This is a genomic window from Pseudomonas sp. NFPP04 (genome assembly GCF_900113815.1).
Taxonomy (GTDB): Bacteria; Pseudomonadota; Gammaproteobacteria; order Pseudomonadales; family Pseudomonadaceae; genus Aquipseudomonas; species Aquipseudomonas extremorientalis.
Genome location: NZ_FOQS01000005.1, coordinates 232,117 through 247,905, shown reverse-complemented (window position 1 = coordinate 247,905; position 15,789 = coordinate 232,117). Strand labels below are relative to the sequence as shown.

The following is a 15,789-nucleotide window of genomic DNA, read 5'->3' as shown; positions in this document are numbered from 1 at the left end:
TCAGACTCGCTCGATGGCGCGCTCGCCGAACAGGCCGGCGGGGCGGATATACAGGAAGGCCAGGGCCAGAACATAGGCGAACCACGGCGTGATACCGCCGCCGATCAACGGGCCGATGTACACCTCGGCAAGGTTCTCCGCCGCGCCGACAATCAGCCCGCCGACAATCGCCCCGCCAATCGAGGTAAAGCCGCCGATGATCAACACCGGCAAGGCCTTGAGCACCACCAGCGACAACGAGAACTGCACCCCCTGGCGCGCGCCCCACAGCAGCCCGGCCACCAGCCCGACGATGCCGGCCACCGCCCAGACGATCTGCCAGATGCGGTTGAGGTTGATGCCGATGGACAGCGCCGCCGTGGTGTCATCCGCCACCGCGCGCAGCGACACGCCGATGCGGGTCTTGTTGAACAGCAGCGCCAGCACCGTCACCAGCACCACCGCAGCGGCGGCGGCGATCAGGTCGAACTGGCTGAGCATCAGTGGGCCGACGAACAGCGGTACGTCGTCGATGCCCAAGTCCAGCGCCCGCACCTGGGAGCCCATCAACCCCTGGGCCAGGCCTTCGATAATGAACGACAGGCCCAGCGTGGCCATGAACAAGGTGATCTGCGAACGGTTCACCAATGGCCGCAACACCAGGCGCTCGATCAACAAGGCGCCGACGCTCATCACAATTACCGTGAGCAGCAACGCCAGGGCAAACGGCACGCCCTGGTCATGCAGGCTGACGAACGTCAGTGCGGCAAACAGCAGCATCGCGCCCTGGGCAAAATTGAACACGCCGCTGGCCTTGTAGATCAGCACGAAGCCGATGGCGACCAACGAGTACATGGTGCCGGCGAGCAGGCCGCCGAGCAGGGTTTCAAAGAAAAACGTCATCAGTGCACCACTCCCAGGTAAGCCGCGATCACCTCGGGGTTGGCCTGCACTTGCGCCGGCGTGCCGTCGCCGACCTTGCGCCCGTAGTCGAGCACCACCACATGGTCGGACAGGCCCATGACCACGCCCATGTCGTGTTCGATCAACACCACGGTGGTGCCAAGGTCGCGGTTGACGTCGGCAACGAAGCGCGCCATTTCCTGTTTTTCCTCGGCGTTCATGCCGGCCATGGGCTCGTCCAGCAGCAACAAGCTCGGCCCTGCGATCAACGCCCGGCCCAGTTCCACGCGTTTTTGCAGGCCGTAGGACAGGTTGCCCACCAGCACATCGCGGTGGGCTTGCAGTTCCAGGAATTCGAGAATGCCTTGGGCGCGCAACCGGAACGCTTCGGCTTCCCGGCGTGCGCGAGGCAAGCCCAGGGCCTGTTCGATAAAGCTGCTGCGCATATGCCGCGACAGGCCGGTGAGGATGTTGTCGAGCACGCTCATTTTCTTGAACAGCGCGTTGTTCTGGAAGGTGCGCCCAATGCCGCGGCGCGCGGCGCCCAACGGATCGATACGGTGGAAGTGCTGGTCTTCGAACACAATCTCGCCGGCATCGAAGCGATACACGCCATTGAGCACATTGAGCAACGAACTCTTGCCGGCACCATTCGGCCCGATCAACGCGCAGATCTCGCCGCGCAACACCTCGAAGGACAAGGCATTGATCGCCTTGACCCCCTTGAACGACAGCGAGATATCCCGCACCTGCAAAATGGCCTGGCTCATGCGATGTCCCGTTTGAATTCCGCCAGCCACACCGGTGAAGGGGCGGCTTTGACGGGTTGCCAGATGTAGGCCAGGCGCTGGAAACCCAGGAGCCGGCGCACGCGGTTTTTCAGCAGGCGCCGCAGGCCGCTTTGCGGGTGGGCGATGGCCCAGTCGCACAAGCGTCGGCGCCAGGTGCCGTGGGGCGCCAGGCGGCTATCGATCTCGTCGGCCAGGTGCTGCAAGCGTGCGGGCGACAACAGCAGGCCGGTGGGCGCGACTTCGCTGCGGTCGCGCCGCGCCGAGGCCAGGCTTTCAGGGAAGGCCAGACCGTGACCGCTGTTCAGCCATTGCTCGAGCACCACCGCCAGACCGCCCTGCCAGTGGGTGCCCTCTTCGCTCCACAACAGGGTTTCACCCGTGGGCTGCCACCAGCGTGCCAAGTGTTGCGTCGGCGCCAACGGGCCGAGCAACTGCGCAAAATCCAACAAGTTGGCCGATTGCCAGTGCCGCGCAGTCTGGCGGCCCTGCACATAGGAATGGGTCGGGCGAATGCGCCACAGGTGGTGTTGCAGCGCCTCAGGCTCCAGGTCATCGGCCAGGGTCAGCACCTGCGCGCCGATGGATTGCGCCGCCAGGGCCAGCAACAGTAGGTTCGGCTCGAACGCCCCGCTGAGGGCCAGCCGCGATTGCTCGCTGACCCCCTGCTGGCGCAAGCCATCGGCCAGACGCTCCACATCGCGCAAGGCGTCGATCCAGCGCCATGCGTACCACTGCCCTTGGCGCTTGTGGCGCAGGGCGGTGTGCAGCGGCGTGATCTGCGCCCAGTGGCGCAGTTGTTCCAGAGCATTGGGCAGGTGGCCGAGCCACTCGGCGGGCCACTCCACGGCCAGTGGACGTTTGAGTTCGTGCACGCTCATAGGGGTAGTGCTCCTATTGGGGTGTGTGCGTGCGGTGGTCCGCTGGCTGGATTATTTGGATCAACACCGATCTACTATGGGAGGGGGCTTGCCCCCGATGACGGTGTGTCAGTCACAAGTGCTTTGACTGGACTGCCGCTATCGGGGGCAAGCCCCCTCCCACATTGGTTATGTGCGCGTCAGATAAATTGCGGTAGCCGGCACCAGGGTGGTTGGAGGCCAACCTTGCGCCGTCGCCAAACAACTTCTCGCGCAACGTGCCCTGGGCATACTCGGTCTTGTACACCCCACGCTTCTGCAACTCCGGCACCAACAGGTCCACGGCGTCGATGAAGGTTTCGTGGGTCAGCGCGTAGGCCAGGTTGAAGCCGTCCACATCGGTGTCTTCGACCCATTCCTGCAACAGGTCCGCGACGGTTTCCGGGCCGCCGACGAACAGCGGGCCAAAGCCGCCGATACCGACCCAGTCGGCCAGCTCATTCGGGGTCCAGACCTTGTTCGGATCGGCCGTAGAGAACGCCTCTACCGCCGATTGAATGGCGTTGGTGTGCACGTGCTTGAGTGGCTCATCCGGTTTGAACTGGCTGAAGTCGATGCCGGTCCAGCCAGAGATCAGCGCCATGGCGCCTTCATAGCTGACATAGGATTTGTACTCCTCGAACTTGGCTTTGGCCTTGGCATCGGTCTCGCCGACGATCACGGTCTGCAAGTTGAAGATCAGGATTTTCTTCGGATCGCGCCCGGCTTCGGCCGCACGTCGGCGGATGTCGGCCACGGTCTTTTTCAGCAGCACCTTGGACGGCGCGGCAACGAAGACGCACTCGGCCTGTTCGGCGGCGAACTGCTTGCCACGGCTCGACGCACCAGCCTGGTAGAGCACTGGCGTGCGCTGCGGCGACGGTTCGCAGAGGTGAATGCCGGGCACCTGGAAGTGTTTGCCGACGTGGCGGATCTCGTGGATCTTGCTCGGGTCGCTGAAGATCCGCCGTTCGCGATCACGCAACACGGCGCCCTCCTCCCAACTGCCTTCCCAGAGTTTGTAGCAGACCTCCAGGTATTCCTCGGCGTAGTCGTAGCGCGCATCGTGTTCGGTCTGGGCCTTCTGGCCGAGATTCTTGGCGCCGCTCTCCAGGTACGAGGTGACGATGTTCCAGCCGATGCGGCCCTTGGTCAGATGGTCCAGGGTCGAGAGACGGCGGGCGAACGGGTACGGATGTTCGAACGACAACGAAGCGGTCAGGCCGAAGCCCAGGTGTTCGGTGACCAAGGCCATCGGTGCGATCAGCGACAGCGGGTCGTTGACCGGCACTTGGGTGGCCTGGCGAATCGCCGCGTCGCCGTTGCCGTTGTACACGTCATAGATGCCCAGCACATCGGCGATAAACAGGCCGTCGAACTTGCCGCGTTCAAGGATCCTGGCGAGGTCGGTCCAATATTCCAGGTCCTTGTACTGCCACGAACGGTCACGCGGATGCGCCCACAGGCCCGGCGACTGGTGGCCGACACAATTCATGTCGAAGGCGTTCAAGCGGATTTCACGGGACATCAAAGCACTCCGTTGAGATGGTAGTTGCCGACGATCTGGTACTTCGTACGCAGCGGGTCATCAAGGCTCGACGGCAGTGCGGTGCGTTGGCCGGTGAGTTCGAACTCGGCGTTGCTCGCGGCGATCAGCGCCTCTGCGGCGGCGATTTGCGCTTCGGTCAACGCCACCGGGCCTGGATGGGTTTCGGCGCGTTCAAACAAGGCCGCGGCCACATCGACGCGAATCTGCAAGTCGCCGAAGCGGCTGATCACGTAGGGGTCAGTGCTGTTTTCAACGTGACGGCGGGTGCTGTCCAGCAGTTGGCGCGCAAGGGTCAGTGCAGTCATGGGTGAGGTTCCTCAGTTCCAGGCGTGGCGCGCAGGTTTTACGCCGTTGAGCACATAGTTGCCGATCAGGTGGTATTTCCAGCGCGCCGGGTCGTGCAGAGTGTGGGTGCGTGCATTGCGCCAGAAGCGGTCGAGGTTGTGCTTGCCGGTGACCGAGCGGGTGCCGGCCAGTTCGAACAGTTTGCTGCTGGCGAGCAAGGCGGTTTCGGCAGAAAGGACTTTGGCCTGGGCGACCACCAGTGAGGCGTGGGCGACACTGTCTTCGCTGGGCTCGGCGAGGGCGCGGTCTACGGCTTGCCCCGCCTTGGCGAGGATGGCTTCGGTGCCGTGCACACGCCATTCCAGGTCGCCGATGGCGGCGATGGTGAACGGGTCCTGCCAGCCGTGATCCTGTTGGCTGTCGATCCAGGGCCGCGCCTGGCGTGCGTAAATCTTCGCCTGTTCAAGGGCACCGAGGGCGATACCGGTATCGACCGCCGCCTGGATGATCTGCGAAATCGGACCATTGGCGGTCGGCTGGTCGAAGGCCTGGTGCGCAGGGATTACCGCGCTCAGGGGCACGGTCACACCATCAAGGGTCACACCCCCGCTGGCAGTGGTGCGCTGGCCGAAGCCGTCCCAACTGTCGATCACGTTCAGGCCGGGCGCGTCGCGTTCGACAAAGGCGATAAAGGCCTGGCCGTCTTCATTGTTGCCGACGGTGGGCACCAGATGGGCGAACAGCGCGCCGGTGCAGTAGAACTTCTCGCCGTTGATTTGCGCGGTGTCGCCATGGAAGCGAATCTGCGTGTCGAAGGTGCCGGCGTTCTTGCTCTTGGCTTCGGAGAAGGCGTTGCCGAAGCGATAGCCCTGGAGGACTTTGCCGAAGTAGTACCGTTTTTGTGCCTCGGTCGCGGTTTGCAGCAGGATGTCCACCACGCCCAGGTGGTTCTGCGGAATCTGCCCCAGGGACGGATCGGCGGCGGAGATCAGCTTGATTACCTCGGCCACGGTCACATAGGACACGCCTGCGCCGCCGTACGCTTTGGGAATAGTGATGCCCCACAGGCCGCTCGCGGAGAACTCGTCAAGCTCGGCCACCGGCAGGCGCCGCTCACGGTCGCGCGCACTGGCCTCGACGGCAAAGCGTTTGGCCAGGCGCGTGGCGACCTCGATGGCTTCCGCGTCCGAGCGGATGATATGGGCAGGGTGTTGAGGGTGGGCTGACATGGGCCGACTCCAGGCTCCGAGGGGATTACCTGGGTGATTGCAGGAGTCGTGCCTGAATCCAGTCGCCAATAAAATCAGCGAGTTGCTGGCATTTCAGCGCAGCCGAGCGCGTTTTCAAACCAGCAAAGTGTCCATCCACTGTTGCCGCAGGAACAGTTAGATCACCACATTGCGCACAAAGCGCACTGCCACGTCGCCGTCATTGCGATAGCCATGCACGTGACGGCTGGCGAACATATAAAACTCACCAGCCGCGACGCGCTTTTCTTCATCGCCCACCAGCAGCGTGAGGCAGCCTTGGAATACGAACAACTGCACGCTCCAGCCATCCGGGTCGGGGTCAGGGCTGTAGCGATCGCCCGGCTCCAGTTGCATTTCCCACAACTCGACCTCGCGCCGCGCCGTGGCCTTGGCCAGCAACACCGCCTTGCTGCCGGGAATGTCACCGGCCCAGGCCAGTTCATTGATGCGGCTGTGGTCGGGGGCATCGGGCGCCTGGATCAGGTCGCTGAACGCCACGTCCAACGCTTCGGCCACGCGGTCGAGGGTGGACAGGCTGACGTTCTTTTCGCCCGCCTCGATGGCCACCAACATGCGCCGGCTGACCCCGGATTTTTCCGAGAGCGCAGTCTGGCTCAGGTCGGCGGCATGCCGCAGGCGACGGACGTTCTGGCTGACGTGCTGCAGGACCGAAGCCCGGTGGGGATTTTCTTTGTGCACTATATTGCTCAATGGGTGGGTGTGCGCAGTATACTGCCCAGCGTGCGGCGCATTGTGCGGTCCGTGCCTTTCCCTTGCAAGACCGAGCCGCCATGACCAACCCGACCGCCTCCCCACGTTTCAACCGTTTCAGCAAAGCCGAATGCATCCTGGTGGTGATCACCATGATCTGGGGCGGCACGTTTTTGCTGGTGCAACATGCGATGACGGTCAGTGGGCCGATGTTTTTTGTCGGTTTGCGCTTTGCGGCCGCAGCGATTGTGGTGGGGTTCTTTTCCTTGCGCACGTTGCGCGACCTGACGCTGTTCGAATTGAAAGCCGGAGTGTTTATCGGTGTGGCGATCATGTTTGGCTACGGGCTGCAAACCATTGGCTTGCAGACCATCTTGAGCAGTCAATCGGCGTTTATCACGGCGTTATATGTGCCGTTCGTACCGCTGTTGCAATGGCTGGTGCTGGGCCGGCGCCCGGGGTTGATGCCGAGCATCGGTATTATGCTGGCGTTTACCGGCTTGATGCTGCTGACCGGGCCGGCGGGGGCTTCGCTGAATTTCAGTCCCGGTGAAATCGCCACGTTGATCGGTGCAGTGGCAATCGCGGCGGAGATCATCCTGATCAGCGCCTTTGCCGGGCAGGTGGACGTGCGTCGGGTGACCGTGGTGCAACTGGCCACGGCGTCGTTGCTGTCGTTCCTGATGGTGGTGCCAATGGGCGAGGCGCTGCCGGGGTTTTCGTGGTTGCTGCTGTTCAGCGCGGTGGGCCTGGGCTTGACCAGTGCGGTGATCCAGGTGGCGATGAATTGGGCGCAGCAAAGTGTTTCGCCGACCCGCGCCACGTTGATTTATGCCGGTGAGCCGGTGTGGGCCGGCGTGGTCGGGCGGATTGCCGGGGAACGCTTCCCGCCGATCGCGATGGTGGGGGCGGCGTTGATTGTGTTGGCGGTGATTGTCAGCGAGATGAAGACCAAGGGGCAGAAGGCCCTGGAATTGCGCGATGAGAGGGAACAGGAACAGCAGGGATAAGGTCCGAGTACTTGCAGTGGCTGTCAGATCGCCATCGCGGGCAAGCCCGGCTCCCACAGGGGGGGCGGTGTCGCTTGCCCGAATCGGGTTACCTGAACAATGCCAAATGGGCGATTTCGGCTTAGCTTGTAGGATCCTGCCACATCTTGCCGTTTGGTGATCGTGAAAGCGGCACGTATGATGCATCCCAAACTCCCGCAGATTAGAAGCCTATGTCCCTGATAGTTCTACTGCTTCTGCCTTTCATTGGCAGCTGTCTGGCGGCCTTGCTGCCGCACAATGCACGTAACACCGAATCCCTGCTGGCCGGCCTGGTGGCCCTGGTCGGCACTATTCAAGTCGCCCTGCTCTACCCCCAGATCGCCCACGGTGGCGTGATCCGCGAAGAATTCATGTGGTTGCCCAGCCTCGGGCTGAACTTCGTGCTGCGCATGGATGGGTTTGCCTGGCTGTTCTCGATGCTGGTGCTGGGCATCGGCACGCTGGTGTCGCTGTATGCGCGCTATTACATGTCGCCGGACGATCCGGTGCCGCGCTTCTTCGCGTTTTTCCTGGCCTTCATGGGGGCCATGCTCGGGCTGGTGATCTCCGGCAACCTGATCCAGATCGTGTTCTTCTGGGAACTGACCAGCCTGTTCTCGTTCCTGCTGATCGGCTACTGGCACCACCGCGCCGATGCGCGCCGTGGGGCGTACATGGCGCTGATGGTCACCGGCGCCGGCGGCCTGTGCCTGCTGGCGGGCGTAATGTTGCTGGGGCATATCGTCGGCAGCTATGACCTGGACCAGGTACTGGCGGCGGGCGAGCAGATCCGCGCGCATTCGCTGTACCCGGTCATGCTGGCCCTGGTGCTGGTCGGCGCCTTGAGCAAAAGCGCGCAGTTCCCCTTCCACTTCTGGCTGCCCCACGCGATGGCGGCCCCTACGCCGGTGTCGGCGTACCTGCATTCGGCAACGATGGTGAAGGCCGGCGTGTTCCTGCTGGCCCGCCTGTGGCCGTCGCTGTCCGGCAGCGAAGAATGGTTCTGGATCGTCGGCGGTGCCGGCGCCCTTACCCTCCTCCTCGGCGCTTACTGCGCCATGTTCCAGAATGATCTCAAGGGCCTGCTGGCCTACTCCACCATCAGCCACCTCGGGCTGATCACCTTGCTGCTGGGTCTCAACAGCCCGCTGGCGGCCGTCGCAGCCGTATTCCACATCCTCAACCACGCCACGTTCAAGGCTTCGCTGTTCATGGCCGCAGGCATCATCGACCATGAAAGTGGTACGCGGGACATCCGCAAGCTCAGCGGGCTGGTACGGTTGATCCCGTTTACCGCGACCCTGGCGATGGTGGCCAGTGCGTCCATGGCCGGCGTGCCGTTGCTCAATGGTTTCCTGTCCAAAGAGATGTTCTTCGCCGAAACCGTGTTCATCACCTCGACGGCCTGGGTGGAGTTCGCCCTGCCGTTGATCGCGACCATCGCCGGTACCTTCAGCGTGGCCTACGCCCTGCGCTTCACCGTCGACGTGTTCTTCGGCCCGACCGCGACCAACCTGCCGCACACTCCCCACGAACCGCCACGCTGGATGCGCGCACCGGTCGAGTTGCTGGTGTTCACCTGCCTGCTGGTGGGGATCTTCCCGGCCCAGGTGGTCGGCTCGATCCTCGCCGCCGCCGCGCTGCCGGTAGTGGGTGGCGTGCTGCCGGAGTACAGCCTGGCAATCTGGCACGGCTGGAACGCACCAATGATCATGAGCCTGGTGGCCATGTCCGGCGGCGTGGTGCTGTACCTGCTGCTGCGCAAGCAACTCAAGCGTGGCCGCTTCAAGTACCCGCCGGTAATCAGCTACTTCAACGGCAAGCGCGGCTTCGAGCGCAGCCTGGTGGTGATGATGCGCGGCGTGCGTAGGATCGAGAAACGCATCAGCACCAAGCGCCTGCAGACCCAATTGTTCCTGCTGGTGCTGGTGGCGGTGATCGGCGGCATGATCCCGATGCTCAACAGTGGCCTCAGTTGGGGCGACCGCCCGAAGATCCCGGGCTCCATCGTGTTCGTCACCCTGTGGCTGCTGGCGATTGCCTGTGCCCTCGGCGCCGCCTGGCAAGCCAAGTACCACCGGCTGGCGGCCCTGACCATGGTCAGCGTGTGCGGCCTGATGACCTGCGTGACCTTCGTGTGGTTCTCGGCGCCGGACCTGGCGCTGACCCAGTTGGTGGTCGAAGTGGTCACCACCGTGCTGATCCTGCTCGGCCTGCGCTGGCTGCCACGGCGGATCGAAGAGGTGTCGCCACTGCCCAGCTCGCTGCGCAAGGCGCGCATCCGTCGCCTGCGTGACTTCCTGTTGTCCACCGTGGTGGGCGGCGGCATGGCGTTGCTGTCCTATGCGATGCTGACGCGCCAGACGCCCAACGACATTTCTTCGTTCTACCTCAGCCGCGCCCTGCCCGAAGGCGGCGGCAGCAATGTGGTGAACGTGATGCTGGTGGACTTCCGCGGCTTCGACACCCTGGGCGAAATCACCGTACTCGGCGCCGTGGCGCTGACGGTGTACGCCCTGCTGCGGCGCTTCCGCCCGTCAAAAGAGAGCATGGAGTTGCCGCCGCAACAGCGCCAGTTGGCGCCGGACGTGGCCACCGACCTGGTCAACCCGCGCCAGGCCAGCGACACCGCCCTGGGCTTCATGATGGTGCCGGCGGTGCTGGTGCGCCTGCTGCTGCCGATTGCGCTGGTGGTGTCGTTCTACCTGTTCATGCGCGGCCACAACCAACCGGGTGGCGGGTTTGTCGCCGGGCTGGTGATGTCGGTGGCGTTCATCCTGCAATACATGGTCGCCGGTACGCAGTGGGTCGAGGCGCAGATGAGCCTGCGGCCGATGCGCTGGATGGGCTTCGGGCTGCTGTCGGCAACCCTGACCGGGCTCGGCGCGCTGTTTGCCGGCTACCCGTTCCTCACCACTCACACCTGGCATTTCAGCCTGCCATTGCTTGGCGACATTCACATCGCCAGCGCGCTGTTCTTCGACGTCGGCGTGTACGCCATGGTCGTCGGCTCGACGCTGCTGATGCTCACCGCCCTCGGTCACCAGTCCGTGCGGGCCCATAAACCGAGCAACCAGGCCAAAGTGGTTGCCGCAACGGAAGGAGCCGCCTGATGGAAGAAGTCATCGCAATTGCCATTGGGGTCCTGGCGGCTTCCGGCGTCTGGTTGATCCTGCGGCCACGGACCTTCCAGGTGGTGATGGGCCTGTGCCTGCTTTCGTACGGCGTCAACCTGTTCATTTTCAGCATGGGCAGCCTGTTTATCGGCAAGGAGCCGATCATCAAGGACGGCGTGCCGCAGGACCTGCTCAACTACACCGATCCGCTGCCCCAGGCCCTGGTGCTCACGGCCATCGTGATCAGCTTCGCCATGACCGCGTTGTTCCTGGTGGTGCTGCTCGCCTCCCGGGGCCTGACCGGCACCGACCATGTGGACGGCCGGGAGCCCAAGGAATGAATTGGGTGAATCAACTGATCGTCGCGCCGATCCTGCTGCCATTGCTGACCGCCGCGCTGATGCTGATGCTTGGCGAAAAGCGCCGCCCGCTCAAGGCGAAAATCAATCTGTTCTCCAGCGTCATCGGCCTGGGCATCGCCATCCTGCTGCTGTACTGGACGCAAAAAGGCGGCCCAGGCTCGATTGGGGTTTACCTGCCGGGCAACTGGCAGGTGCCATTCGGCATTGTGCTGGTGGTGGACCAACTCTCGGCGCTGATGCTGGTACTCACCGGGATCATCGGCGTGAGTGCGCTGCTGTTCGCCATGGCCCGTTGGGATCGTGCGGGCACCAGCTTCCACGCACTGTTCCAGATCCAGATGATGGGGTTGTACGGCGCCTTCCTCACGGCGGACTTGTTCAACCTGTTCGTGTTCTTCGAAGTGCTGCTGGCGGCCTCCTATGGCCTGATGCTGCATGGCTCCGGGCGTGCGCGGGTGTCGTCGGGGTTGCATTACATTGCGATCAACCTGTTGGCGTCTTCGCTGTTCCTGATTGGCGCGGCGATGATCTACGGTGTCACCGGCACGCTGAACTTCGCTGACCTGGCGCTGAAAATCCCGCTGGTGCCGGAGGCCGATCGTGGTCTGTTGCATGCCGGCGCGGCGATCCTGGCGACGGCGTTCCTGGCCAAGGCCGGCATGTGGCCGCTGAACTTCTGGCTGGCGCCCGCCTACTCCTCGGCCAGTGCGCCGGTGGCGGCGATGTTTGCGATCATGACCAAGGTCGGCGTGTACACCGTGCTGCGCCTGTGGACCCTGCTGTTCTCCGGCCAGGCCGGGGCGTCGGCGCTGTTTGGCGGGGATTGGCTGGTGTATGGCGGCATGGCGACCATCATTTGCGCGGCGCTGGCGATGGTGGCGGCGCAGCGCCTGGAGCGCATGGCCAGCTTGAGCATCCTGGTGTCGGCGGGGATCTTGCTGTCCGCCGTCGGTTTCGCCCAACCAAGCCTGACGGCGGGCGCGCTGTTCTATCTGGTCAGTTCCACCCTGGCCTTGAGCGCGCTGTTCCTGCTGGCTGAATTGATCGAACGGTCACGCTCGGCCAACGACCTGCCGCTGGACGAAGAGATCGATGCGTTGCCCAAGGCCATGGAATCCCTGCACCCGCGCCCTGGCGTCAACCTCGATGACGAGCAGCAAGCCGTGGTCGGCCAGGTGATTCCCTGGACCATGGCGTTCCTCGGCTTGAGCTTTATCGCCTGCGCCCTGCTGATCATCGGCATGCCGCCGCTCTCCGGGTTTATCGGCAAGCTCAGTCTGTTGAGTGCGCTGGTCAATCCACTGGGCCTGGGTATGAGTATTGACGAACCGATCCGGCCAGCCGCCTGGGGCTTGGTGGCGTTGCTGATTCTCTCCGGCCTGGCCTCGTTGATTGCCTTCGCACGCTTGGGCATCCAGCGCTTCTGGACCCCGGAAGAACGCCCTTCGCCGCTACTGCGTCGCTATGAATGCGTGCCGATTTTCTTCCTGCTGGGCTTGAGCATCCTGCTGACCTTCAAGGCGGAACCACTGCTGCGCTACACCCAGGCCACTGCCGTGAGCCTGAACAACCCCGAGCACTATGTGATGGCGGTGATGGCCACGCGTCCGGTGCCGAGCCCCGAAGCCCAGGCCGCCGCCCTGGAGGTGCAACCATGAAGCGATTGTTCCCTGCTCCGTGGCTGTCCCTGGCGCTGTGGGTGCTGTGGCTGGTGCTGAACCTGTCGGTCAGTCCGGGCAACCTGCTGCTGGGTGCACTGCTGGGCTTTCTTGCGCCGCTGCTGATGGCACCGTTGCGACCACTGCCGATCCGCATCCGTCGCCCCGGCGTGATCATCCGCCTGTTTTTCCTGGTGGGCCGTGACGTGATCGTCTCCAACCTGCAAGTGGCCTGGGGCGTGCTGACCTGCGGCTCCCGCCCACCGCGTTCGCGCTTCATCAGGATTCCCCTGGACCTGCGCGACCCCAACGGCCTCGCCGCGCTGTCGATGATCACCACCGTGGTGCCCGGCACCATCTGGTCGGAACTGGCGCTGGACCGCAGCATCCTGCTCTTGCACGTATTCGACCTGGACGATGAGGCGCCCTTCATCGAGCACTTCAAGACCACCTACGAACGGCCCCTGATGGAGATCTTCGAATGAGCGCGCTGCTCTCCAATGCGATCCTGTTCAGCCTGTTCCTGTTCTCCCTGGCCATGGTGCTGACGCTTATCCGCCTGTTCAAAGGCCCGTCAGCCCAGGACCGGGTACTGGCGCTGGACTACCTGTACATCCTGGCGATGTTGATGATGCTGGTGCTGGGTATCCGGTATGCCAGTGACACCTACTTTGAAGCGGCGCTGCTGATCGCGCTGTTCGGCTTCGTCGGCTCGTTTGCCCTGGCGAAATTCCTGCTGCGTGGGGAGGTGATTGAATGATGCCGTTATGGATGGAAATCGTCGTGGCCGTGCTGCTGGTGCTCAGCAGTGTATTTGCATTGATTGGCGCGATCGGGTTGCTGCGCATGAAGGACTTCTTCCAGCGCATGCACCCGCCCGCACTCGCATCGACGCTGGGAGCGTGGTGTGTGGCGTTGGCGTCGATCATTTATTTTTCGGTGCTCAAGTCCGGGCCGGTGTTGCACGGGTGGTTGATTCCGATTCTGCTGTCGATCACCGTGCCGGTGACCACGTTGCTGTTGGCGCGCACGGCGTTGTTCCGCAAGCGCATGGCTGGGGATGATGTACCCGCCGAAGTCAGCAGCCGCCGCTGAGTCCTCAGAAACACAAAGGTCCAAATGTGGGAGGGGGCTTGCCCCCGATAGCGGTGGGTCAGCTACAGATATACTGGCTGACACACTGCCATCGGGGGCAAGCCCCCTCCCACATTTTGAACTGTGTCAGGCGAAAGATCGGATTCTGGTCGCCAGTTCCGCCAACTCGCCATCATCCGCCCGCACATGGTCATGGGACGAGATATAGCCTTCATACGCCTCAAAAAACTTGTCCACCTTCGAACTCAGCGGCTTGAAGGTACTGTCGCCGCCGGTTCCATGCATGGGAAACAGCTTCGCATGTAGGTGATCCACGCCATACCCTTCCAAGATCATCCCGGTGCGCGCCACATCGGGAAACGCACGGTCGATCTGAAGCGCGGTTTTCTTCGCTGCAACGGCAAGCCCGGCCAACACCTCATCCGACTGCGCAAACGCATAGCTGCCGTAGTGCTGCTTGGGGATTACCACGCTGAAACCCGGGGTGTTGGGGAAGATCGACAGGAAGGCCATGTGCTGGTCGTCTTCCCACAGGATGTGCGCCGGGGAAGTCTTTTGGACGATGCTGCAGAAAATACACGTCATTCGAGTCTCCATCAGTGGTTCTTGGTGCCCTTCAAATAGCACAACTTCCATTACAAGATAGGCGAGCCAAACCTGCGAAACCGTGGCATCCAGTGATCCAGGCTCTGCGCCGATGCCAGCACATGATGTGCCCGCCCGATCAACAGCCGACGCGGCACAAAACCAATGTACCGGGAGTCATCGCTGTTATCGCGATTGTCCCCCAGCATGAAGTAACTGTCGGCCGGCACCACCACCGGCCCGAAATTGCGCAGTGCCCGCACCGTCGGCATGAACTGCACCGTGCGCTGACGGTTGGCCGCCCGTTCGGTCAGCTTGATTCCTGGCACCGTATGGCCGGGCAGGATGGGTTCGCTGATGTCCTGCGCGTCACTGTAGGTGGCAGGCACGCCGTTGACCCACAACACCTCATCTTTCATTTCCAGGGTGTCACCGGGAATGCCGACGATGCGCTTGATCAGACGCATGCCGTCCTTGGGCGACGAGAACGTCACCACATCACCGCGCCGGGGGTTATCGAGCTGGGCCAGGGAAATGCCCGTGAGCGGCAGCTTGAGGTCGTAGGCCACCCGGTTCACCAACACTACATCGCCCTCCAGCAAGGTCGGGCGCATGGAGCCGGAGGGAATGGGATTCCAGTCCGCCAGGGAGGTACGGAAAACGCCGAAGCACAACCAGAAAATGATTGCGTAACGGTAACGGATCAACCAACTTCGCATACATCCTCGCACGGCAGACAGGGGCATCAGGGTTGTTTCCCAGACGCCCGGTTGTTACACGCGAGGATTAAATCAACATTAGCGTCCAAGCGCACAAAAAGGAGTTTTCGCCATGGATATCAAATGCTCAGTGTTTATCGCCGCCAGCGTCGACGGTTTCATCGCCCGCCCGGACGGTGATATCGACTGGTTGCACCGGCCGGAGTATGAAACCGCCGAGTTGAACGGTGTGACTTATGAAGGCTTTGTCGCCACGGTGGATGCGCTGGTGATGGGACGCAAGACCCTGGAGAAGGTGTTGTCCTTTGCGGAGTGGCCCTATGAGGGTATCCCGGTGATTGCGCTGTCTCGCCAGCAGTTGCAGATTCCGACACATCTGGAGGGCAAGATCGAGGTCATGGCGGGAGACGTGACCACACTGGTGGCAACGTTAGCCGAGCGCGGTATGAAGCACCTTTATATCGACGGTGGCCAGACGATCCAGGCGTTTCTTGAAGCGGGCCTGATCGAGGAGTTGATCATCACACGCATACCAGTGTTGCTGGGCAAAGGGGTTTGTTTGTTCAGCCAGATGGGCAGCGAGCAAGAACTTCGTCATCTCGGCACGTATGTATCGGACAATGGATTTGTGCAGAGCCGCTATCAAGTATCGCTGTCGTAGCAATTGCAAAGCCAGCGTGCAATGGAGGTGGGCGAATCGATATATGGTAGACACTCTGTTATCGCAACATGGTATCAGCACAACTTTCAATATCGCACGTAACTGTGGCGAGCGGGCTTGCCCCACGTTGGGTTGCGAAGCGACCCTGGAAGGAGGAATGCGGTGAATCAGGCACTCTTCGGCCGCGGGTTCTGGGGC

17 protein-coding genes are annotated in these 15,789 nt (G+C 62.6%); 8 read left to right on the top strand and 9 right to left on the bottom strand.

The window, feature by feature from the left end; all coding sequences use genetic code 11:
* From BM017_RS13240 to BM017_RS13210, 7 genes are all read right to left on the bottom strand, one after another.
* Entirely contained in the window at positions 1-882 is an 882-nt protein-coding gene (locus tag BM017_RS13240) for a branched-chain amino acid ABC transporter permease (protein ID WP_058423839.1), read from the bottom strand.
* A complete protein-coding gene (locus tag BM017_RS13235) occupies positions 882-1,652 on the bottom strand; it encodes an ABC transporter ATP-binding protein (protein WP_071491954.1) in 771 nt (256 codons plus the stop codon). The genes BM017_RS13240 and BM017_RS13235 overlap by 1 nt, the downstream gene beginning before the upstream one ends.
* Positions 1,649-2,551, bottom strand: a complete 903-nt coding sequence (locus BM017_RS13230; protein ID WP_092244929.1) for an AMP-binding protein — start codon at positions 2,549-2,551, stop codon at positions 1,649-1,651. Before BM017_RS13230 ends, BM017_RS13235 begins: the two co-directional genes overlap by 4 nt.
* A gap of 112 nt (positions 2,552-2,663) precedes the next feature.
* Positions 2,664-4,097, bottom strand: a complete 1,434-nt coding sequence (locus BM017_RS13225; RefSeq protein ID WP_092244926.1) for an LLM class flavin-dependent oxidoreductase — start codon at positions 4,095-4,097, stop codon at positions 2,664-2,666.
* Entirely contained in the window at positions 4,097-4,423 is a 327-nt protein-coding gene (locus BM017_RS13220; RefSeq protein ID WP_071491957.1) for an acyl-CoA dehydrogenase, read from the bottom strand. The genes BM017_RS13225 and BM017_RS13220 overlap by 1 nt, the downstream gene beginning before the upstream one ends.
* Before the next feature lie 12 nt (positions 4,424-4,435).
* Positions 4,436-5,632: an SfnB family sulfur acquisition oxidoreductase gene (locus tag BM017_RS13215; RefSeq protein WP_092244923.1), complete on the bottom strand. Its 1,197-nt coding sequence runs from the start codon at positions 5,630-5,632 to the stop codon at positions 4,436-4,438.
* A 156-nt stretch (positions 5,633-5,788) separates the two neighbouring features.
* On the bottom strand, positions 5,789-6,352 hold the full coding sequence (locus BM017_RS13210; protein ID WP_092244920.1) for a helix-turn-helix domain-containing protein: 564 nt from the start codon (positions 6,350-6,352) through the stop codon (positions 5,789-5,791).
* Positions 6,353-6,444: 92 nt separating this feature from the next.
* Here BM017_RS13210 and BM017_RS13205 point away from each other — a divergent pair, with 92 nt between their 5' ends.
* The 7 genes from BM017_RS13205 to BM017_RS13175 all read left to right on the top strand — a co-directional run bounded on the left by BM017_RS13205 (position 6,445) and on the right by BM017_RS13175 (position 13,626).
* On the top strand, positions 6,445-7,374 hold the full coding sequence (locus BM017_RS13205) for a DMT family transporter (protein WP_092244917.1): 930 nt from the start codon (positions 6,445-6,447) through the stop codon (positions 7,372-7,374).
* Between the two features lie 212 nt (positions 7,375-7,586).
* Positions 7,587-10,508 (top strand): monovalent cation/H+ antiporter subunit A, encoded by a 2,922-nt coding sequence (locus tag BM017_RS13200; RefSeq protein WP_092244914.1) that lies wholly within the window; start codon positions 7,587-7,589, stop codon positions 10,506-10,508.
* Positions 10,508-10,852: a Na+/H+ antiporter subunit C gene (locus BM017_RS13195; RefSeq protein WP_003192163.1), complete on the top strand. Its 345-nt coding sequence runs from the start codon at positions 10,508-10,510 to the stop codon at positions 10,850-10,852. The genes BM017_RS13200 and BM017_RS13195 overlap by 1 nt, the downstream gene beginning before the upstream one ends.
* The gene (locus BM017_RS13190; RefSeq protein WP_092244912.1) at positions 10,849-12,531 is read left to right on the top strand and encodes a monovalent cation/H+ antiporter subunit D; all 1,683 of its coding nucleotides are present in this window, start codon (positions 10,849-10,851) and stop codon (positions 12,529-12,531) included. Before BM017_RS13195 ends, BM017_RS13190 begins: the two co-directional genes overlap by 4 nt.
* On the top strand, positions 12,528-13,016 hold the full coding sequence (locus BM017_RS13185) for a Na+/H+ antiporter subunit E (protein ID WP_071493444.1): 489 nt from the start codon (positions 12,528-12,530) through the stop codon (positions 13,014-13,016). The genes BM017_RS13190 and BM017_RS13185 overlap by 4 nt, the downstream gene beginning before the upstream one ends.
* Positions 13,013-13,291 carry a K+/H+ antiporter subunit F gene (locus BM017_RS13180; protein ID WP_005789171.1) on the top strand — a complete coding sequence of 93 codons (279 nt, stop codon included), beginning with the start codon at positions 13,013-13,015 and terminating at the stop codon, positions 13,289-13,291. The genes BM017_RS13185 and BM017_RS13180 overlap by 4 nt, the downstream gene beginning before the upstream one ends.
* Entirely contained in the window at positions 13,288-13,626 is a 339-nt protein-coding gene (locus BM017_RS13175) for a Na+/H+ antiporter subunit G (RefSeq protein ID WP_028616866.1), read from the top strand. The genes BM017_RS13180 and BM017_RS13175 overlap by 4 nt, the downstream gene beginning before the upstream one ends.
* A gap of 126 nt (positions 13,627-13,752) precedes the next feature.
* Here BM017_RS13175 and BM017_RS13170 read toward each other — a convergent pair whose 3' ends face one another.
* Positions 13,753-14,211, bottom strand: a complete 459-nt coding sequence (locus BM017_RS13170; protein WP_092244909.1) for an HIT family protein — start codon at positions 14,209-14,211, stop codon at positions 13,753-13,755.
* A 50-nt stretch (positions 14,212-14,261) separates the two neighbouring features.
* Positions 14,262-14,930, bottom strand: coding sequence for a signal peptidase I (lepB, locus tag BM017_RS13165; RefSeq protein WP_092244906.1), 669 nt, complete (start codon positions 14,928-14,930; stop codon positions 14,262-14,264).
* Positions 14,931-15,042: 112 nt separating this feature from the next.
* Between lepB and BM017_RS13160 the strand changes: the two genes are divergently transcribed.
* Positions 15,043-15,591, top strand: coding sequence for a dihydrofolate reductase family protein (locus BM017_RS13160; RefSeq protein WP_092244903.1), 549 nt, complete (start codon positions 15,043-15,045; stop codon positions 15,589-15,591).
* Positions 15,592-15,789 lie beyond the last annotated feature (198 nt).